The 6,795-nt window shown below is 68.4% G+C and carries 4 protein-coding genes; 3 read left to right on the top strand and 1 reads right to left on the bottom strand.

Going from position 1 to position 6,795, the window contains the following annotated elements; all coding sequences use genetic code 11:
• Window positions 1-64: 64 nt before the first annotated feature.
• Entirely contained in the window at window positions 65-835 is a 771-nt protein-coding gene (locus ASD86_RS13515; protein WP_056111243.1) for a helix-turn-helix transcriptional regulator, read from the bottom strand.
• Window positions 836-946: 111 nt separating this feature from the next.
• On the opposite strand from ASD86_RS13515, the gene ASD86_RS13510 reads away from it, so the two are divergent.
• From ASD86_RS13510 to ASD86_RS13500, 3 genes are all read left to right on the top strand, one after another.
• The gene (locus tag ASD86_RS13510) at window positions 947-1,846 is read left to right on the top strand and encodes a DMT family transporter (RefSeq protein ID WP_056111240.1); all 900 of its coding nucleotides are present in this window, start codon (window positions 947-949) and stop codon (window positions 1,844-1,846) included.
• A 1,076-nt stretch (window positions 1,847-2,922) separates the two neighbouring features.
• A complete protein-coding gene (locus tag ASD86_RS13505; protein ID WP_056111236.1) occupies window positions 2,923-6,225 on the top strand; it encodes a winged helix-turn-helix domain-containing protein in 3,303 nt (1,100 codons plus the stop codon).
• A 49-nt stretch (window positions 6,226-6,274) separates the two neighbouring features.
• The gene (locus ASD86_RS13500) at window positions 6,275-6,748 is read left to right on the top strand and encodes a hypothetical protein (RefSeq protein WP_235567754.1); all 474 of its coding nucleotides are present in this window, start codon (window positions 6,275-6,277) and stop codon (window positions 6,746-6,748) included.
• Window positions 6,749-6,795: the final 47 nt, after the last annotated feature.

Here is a 6,795-nt window from a genome sequence, read left to right as displayed (position 1 = left end):
AAAGGGGGGAAAAGCACGGGAGCGTGGATGGAAGTAGCGACCTCGGAGTGCCTGCCCCTCGTCGTCACTTCCGAAACTTCTGCGGCGTAGTCCCACTGAACTGCTGAAACATCGCGATAAACGCCGACACGCTCGCGTACCCCATCTGCGCCGCCACCTGCTGCACGCTGCGGCCCTGCTCCAGCAGCGGGATCGATTGCTGGAAGCGCAAGCGCTGCCGCCATTGGCTGAAAGACATGCCCAATTCGTCGCGGCAACGACGGCTCAAGGTGCGCTCGGTGGTATGCACACGCTGCGCCCATTGCTCCAGCGTGGTGTTGTCGCCCGGCGCGTGCTGCAAGGCGTCGAGGATCGGCGCCAGCAAGCGGTCTTCGCTTTGCGGCACGAAGCGTTGCAGCATCGGCGTGGCCAGCAGCTTGTCGATCAGCACCCGCGCCAGGCGCCGGTCGCCCGGCGTGTCGGGGATCTCGATACCGCGATCGAACAAATCCTCGACCCCGGCGATGAACAAGGCATGCAGGCGCACGATGCCCGGCGCCTTGGGCAACTGCGGCGTGTAGCGCTCGGCGATGTTGATCAGCCGGCATTTCACTTCGCGCCGGTTGTGCGAGGTGTGATCCATCCGCGGCGGAATCCACACCGCATACCCCGGCGGCGCGAAAAACGGCTGGCCTTCGACCACGAACGCCATGCTGCCGGATTCGACGAACGCCAGCTGACCCCACGGATGCTGGTGCAAGGCGCTCTCGGTATCGACCGCCAGCGCTTCGTAGCGCAGCAGCAGCGGACCCGGCAACGAGCGATAGGGATAGTGGAACTGGCGGCTGCGACGCATCTTGTCCGGGGCCCGTCATGGCCTGTCTGGTTATCGGCATCTGCCGATTACCCGACATTCTAGAATGAGCGGCCCCACGTTGTAACGGCTGTTTCAGCCAGGAAGTCCCCCATGCACCTGTTCCTGCCGATCCTGGCCACGCTGATCTGGGCCGGCAACACGATCGTCAGCAAACTCTCGGCCGGCGCGATCGACCCGGCGGCGATCTCGTTCTATCGCTGGCTGGTCGCCCTGCTCGCCCTGACCCCGTTCCTGCTGCCGCGGGTCTGGAAACTGCGCGCCCAGGTGCGGCCGTACTGGCGCAAGCTGGTGGTGCTGTCGGCGCTGGGCATGGTGATGTATCAGTCGCTGGCCTATTTCGCCGCGCACAGCGTCAGCGCGATGTCGATGGGCCTGATCGTCGCGGCGATTCCGCCGATGACGATGCTGATCGGCATGGTCGTGCTCAAGACCCGGCCGTCGCCGGGCATGCTGATCGGCGCGCTGATCTCGTTCGCCGGCCTGAGCTGGCTGCTCAGCGGCGGCCATCCGGCGCAATTGCTGCAACAGGGCCTGGGCCGCGGCGAATTGATGATGCTGCTGGCGGCGTGCTCGTATGCCCTGTACGGCGTGCTGGTCAAGCGCTGGGCGCTGCCGATTCCCAACGGCGAATCGCTGTACCTGCAGATCGTCTGCGGCACCGCGCTGTTGCTGCCGGGTTTCCTGCTGGCGCCGTCGGTGGCGCTGACCGCGCACAACCTGCCGCTGGTGCTGTACGCCGGCCTACTCGCCTCGACCCTGGCGCCTTGGTTCTGGATGCACGGGCTGCTGCGCCTGGGCGCGGACAAGACCGCGGTGCTGATGAACCTCACGCCGGTGTTCACCGCGGCGTTGGCGGTGTTGTTGCTCGGCGAGCCGTTGCAGACCTATCACTGGATCGGCGGGGTGTTGACCTTGCTCGGCGTGGCGGTGGCGCAGGTGTTGCGGCAGAAGCCGGCGGTGGTGTTGCGGTCGCGGGAATGCGCCGGCTGAGCTAATCGGCTGAGCGGTTAGCTGGATGAGTCCTCGCTCCGGTGGCGGCTCGACGCGGTTGGCGTGATGGCGCGGCGGCGGCGAAAGGTTCGTCGTGATCGCGACTTGTGACCAAAGGAAATCCAGTAGGACGCCGCTCCTACAGGGCGCGTGGCGTTGTAGCGCTGGTGCTCGGGACTTGGGTCGGGAGCCGCATGAGCCGCGAATCGTCGCAATCGCGAATCCCAGGCTAAGACGAAAGTGGCAAGGCGGCGGCACGATCGATGACGATTGTCAGGCCGCAACGGCATCGCCCTCGCCAATGTGAGCCGCGTCAAGTTCGGCGTCTGCGCGCGCTGCTAGGGTCGTGGCATGTCGACGCCACCCGACTGCAATCGCCTACGACCGCGCCACCCGCAGCGTCTGCTGCGAACCGCGGCCGGCGTCGCGTCGGCGCTTGTCGGCGCCGGCCCCGATAGCGCTCGTGGCCACCGCCCTGCCCCGGCACGGCGACACCTGTTTCCGAATCGCGCGGCGCGTCCGCTGGGCGCAGCCCTTGCGCGCGCTTCGATGAAATCATCGGCCCGGATGCCCCGGGTCGTCCCTTGTTTCGCTATTGCTGCGGCCGATCCCCCTCTGCCGCCAGCGTCTGCCGGCCGCGGGGGGTGGCCCCCGGCCGGCTTTTTTTATTCCGCGTCGCGCGCAACGGCCTGATCGGATCGACTTGGTCGGGGCCGGTCTGACGGGACCGACCCGATGTCCATGAGGACGCCGCGATCCCTCGCTCGCGCAATCGCCCCTCACCCTCGCCGCCGCGACCGACGCAAAACGGCACCGATACCGGCCAACGCCGCGATCAGCCCCACGCGCCGAGCCGCCTCGCACAAAATTTCATCGATAGAACCACACGAATGGCGACAGGTTTGTTAGTTTGCGTGAGGCAAAACCCGCCTGCCTGACGCCGTGATGGGGTGCGACGTTGCCGGCGTCACGCCGACTCGCCGCATCGGCCGACGCGGACGACGGGGATGCATGACCGCCCATGCTCGCCGTCCCCGAACGCGAACGACCTTTCTCTAACGCGAGTGTGCATTGCGATGCCCCAACGCATCGACCGGATCAAGAACCTGGCGGCGGTATCGCAGTTCCGCATCGGCGCGCTGCTGGTGCAGCCCGACCGCCTGGCGATCGTGCGCGACGGCGTCACCACCGCGCTGGAACCGCGGATGATGGAAGTGCTGATCGCGCTGGCCGAGCGCGCCGGCGAAGTCATCAGCGCCGAACAGCTGTTGATCGAAATCTGGCGCGGCACCTTCTACGGCGACAACCCGGTCCACAAGACCATCGCCCAACTGCGCCGGCGGCTGGGCGACAGCAGCCGCGAACCGGACTACATCGAAACCATCCGCAAGCGCGGCTACCGCCTGGTCGCGCGGGTGACCTTTCCCGACGACTACCGCAGCGGCCTGCCGCGCGCGGCGGCGTGGACCCAGGGCAGTCCGTATGTCGGCCTGCGTTCGTTCGACCAGGCCCATGCCGGCGTGTTCTTCGGCCGCAGCCGCGCCACCGCCGAACTGTTGGCGACCCTGCGCGAACAACTCGACAGCCAGCGCCGCTTCGTCCTGGTGTCGGGCGCCAGCGGCTGCGGCAAGACCTCGCTGCTGCGCGCGGCGGTGATGCCGCTGCTGCAACAAGATGGCGGCTTCGACGGACTGCACGCGCTGACCAGCGCCTACTTCGACCTGGGCGCCTGCCGCGGCGGCGACCTGCTCGCGCGGCTGGCCCAGAGCTTGTGCGACTGGTCGCTCGATGGCCGCCCGTTGTACCTGCCCGGCGAGGCCGAGATCCTCGCGGCGCAATTGCGCGACACACCGACCGCGGTGCATGCGCGCATCGACGACGCGTTCGCGCGCCGCACCGCGCATCTGGCCGAACGCGCACATCTGTTGCTGGTGGTCGATCACGCCGAGGCCGCGGTCGCCGCGCCCGGCATCGACGCGCGCGATCGCGCCGAGTTCGGCGCCGCGTTGACCGCGCTGTGCGCGTCGCCACGCGTCGCGGTGATCGCGATCACCCGCAGCGATTTCTACCCGCGCCTGATCGAAAGCGTGCCCGGCCTGGCCGAACTCAAGGCCGGCGACGGCCATATCGACCTGCTCACGCCGCGCGAAGGCGAGATCGGCCAGATCATCCGCGCGCCCGCGGCGCTGGCCGGGCTGAGTTTCGGCGAAGATCCGGAAAGCTCGCTGCGCCTGGACGATCTGCTGCGCGACGCCGCCGCTCAACATCCCGATTCGTTGCCGCTGCTGCAGCACACCCTGCAGGCGCTGTACGAACGCCAGGACGAAGGCGGCGTGCTCAGCGTCAGCACCTATCGCGAACTCGGCGGCCTGGAGGGTGCGCTCGCGCATCGCGCCGAACAGGTCTATGCCGCGCTGCCGGCGAGCGCGCAGGCCAGCCTGGAACGGGTGCTCGCGGCGCTGATCGTGCTGCGTCCCGACAGCGACGCGGTCACCGGCCGGCGGGTGCTGTGGTCGACTCTGGACGATGCGGCCGCGCGCGAACTGGCCGAAGCTTTCGTGCGCGCCCGTTTGTTCGTCGGCGAACTCAGCGGCGGCGAACCGGGCTTCGGCGTCGCCCACGAAGCGCTGCTGCGGCAATGGCCGCGCGCGCGCGAATGGGCCAACGAAAACCGGCAACTGCTGCAGGCGCGCGAACGCCTGCAACGCGCGACCCGGCGCTGGGCATTGGAAGGCCGGCGCGCCGATCACCTGCTCAACCCCGGCCGGCCGCTGGCCGAAGCGCGCGAGGCCGCGCGCCGTCTGCCCGACGATCTGGGCGAAGACGATCGCCAGTTCCTGCAAGCCTCCGAGCGTCAGCAACGACGCAAGCAATGGCTGCGCGTCAGCGCGATCGCCAGCCTGTGCGTGCTGACCCTCGCCGCGACCGGGCTGGGCCTGCAGGCCTGGCAGGCGCGGCGCGAAGCCGAGCAACGCCGCGATCAGGCCCAGCAACTCGTAGGTTTCATGCTCGGCGATCTGGCCGAGCAATTGCGTCCGATCGGCAATCTGAAACTGCTCGACAGCGTCGGCAGCCAGGCCCTGACCTACCTGGAGCGCATGCCCGAAACGCAAATGCAGCCGCGCGAACTGGTCAGCCACGCGCGCGCATTGCGCACGGTCGGCGAAGTGCTGATGAACCAAGCCCGCTTCGACGAAGCGCGCGCCGCGTTCGAACGCGCCGACGATGCGGCGCGGCGCGCGCTAGCCGGCGCGCCCGACTCGCTCGATGCGTTGGCCGAGACCGGGACCACCGCGTACTGGCTCGGCTATTACGCCTATCAAAAGAACCAGTACGACCCGGCGGAAAAATACTGGCAGGCCTATCTGCACGCCAGCGAAGGTCTGGTCGCGCGCGCACCGAAGGATCCGCGCTGGCAACTGGAACTGTCGTACGCGCTCAACAACCTCGGCACGCTGGCTTTCGTGCGCCTGCGCAGCGACGAAGCGGCCGAACTGTTCGCGCGCTCGGTCGCGATCAAGCGCGCCCTGCTCGCGGCCAAGCCGGCCGACAAACCGCTGCGCTACGAACTGGTCGACAGCCTGTCGTGGCTGAGCAGCGCGCAGGACGCGCGCGGCCAGTTGGCCGACGCCGCCAAGGGTTACGCCGCGCAGACCGCGATGCTGCGCGAGCTGGTCGACAGTGAGCCCGAAGCCGACGCGTGGCGGCGCAAGCTGGCGACCTCGTTGCTGCGCAGTTCGGTGCTCGCACTCGATCGCGGTCTGGCCGACGATGCCGAAAACGAAATCGCCGAAGCGATCCGCCTGCTCGGCGCGCTGGTCGAACAGCAGCCCGACAATCGCGACTGGCGCCGCAACCTCGGCCATGCCTACGCGCACGCCGGCTGGGTCGCGCACCTGCGCGGCGTTTCCGCACTGGCCGACGAACGCCTGCGCCGCGCGCAGCAGGTGCTGGCGCCGCTGTTGCAACAGACCGAACCGTTGCCGGACTGGCGCGTGCTCGACCTGCTGGTGCGGTTGCGCATGGACCAGGTCGCCGCGGCGCCGCCGCAGGCCGCGATCGACCGACTGGTCGCCGACCTCGACGCGCTGCACCGGCAGACGCCGGACGACCCGCCGATCCTGTCGATGCTCGCGCGCAGCCTGGTCTGGCGCGGCGAACGTTACCAGCGCGCCGGTGACACCGCGCGCGCGCGCGACGACTGGAACCGGGTGCGCGAACTGCTCGCCAAGCGCGTGACCGGCACCCGCGACCGCAACCTGCTCGAAGCCTGGGTGCGCACCCAGGTCCACCTGGGCACGCGCGCGCAAGCCTCCACCCAGATCGCCTGGCTGCAACGCGCCGGCTACCGCCATCCCGGCTTCGTCGCGTTCTACTGAGCGTCCGCGAAGCCGCTCCGCAGCAATCCCAATCACCAGGAAACCGCTCATGGCCAGCAAGAAAGACAGCAAGAAATCCGCCGCCGCGCCGGAAAAGCAGAAGAAGTCGGGCAAGAAGGGCGATCCGGCGCCGATCGAGATCGAACTGACCGTCGCCTACGTCGGCTTCGGCGGCAACGCCGGACTCGGCCAGTACTTCTACAGCTTCGCGCCGGACGTGGTGACCGTGCAGGGCGCCGGCCCGGTGGTGATCACCTACAAGTTCGAGGCGCAGGTGCCGCAGCGCTTCCAGATCGTCAGCGTGCTCAACTCCGACGCCTTCAAGCAGATCCACAAGGTGAAGGTCGCCGAAGACGGCCGCAGCGTGAGCATGCACAACCGCAACACCGTGCAGACCCTGATCTTCTTCACCGTGCTGGTGCGCGATGAGGAGAGCAACGACCTGCGGGTGATCTCCTGCGATCCGCAGGTCGGCAACGACCCGCGCACGGTGCCGCCGGGCATCATCAAGAAGCGCGGCTGATCCCACGCGAATGCCGATGGCGCAGACGGCCCGTGACCGTCTGCGCC

This window comes from Lysobacter sp. Root690, assembly GCF_001427785.1.
Taxonomy (GTDB): Bacteria; Pseudomonadota; Gammaproteobacteria; order Xanthomonadales; family Xanthomonadaceae; genus Lysobacter.
Note: the sequence above shows the minus strand (reverse complement) of the source record. Positions and strands in the feature narration are given on the sequence as shown.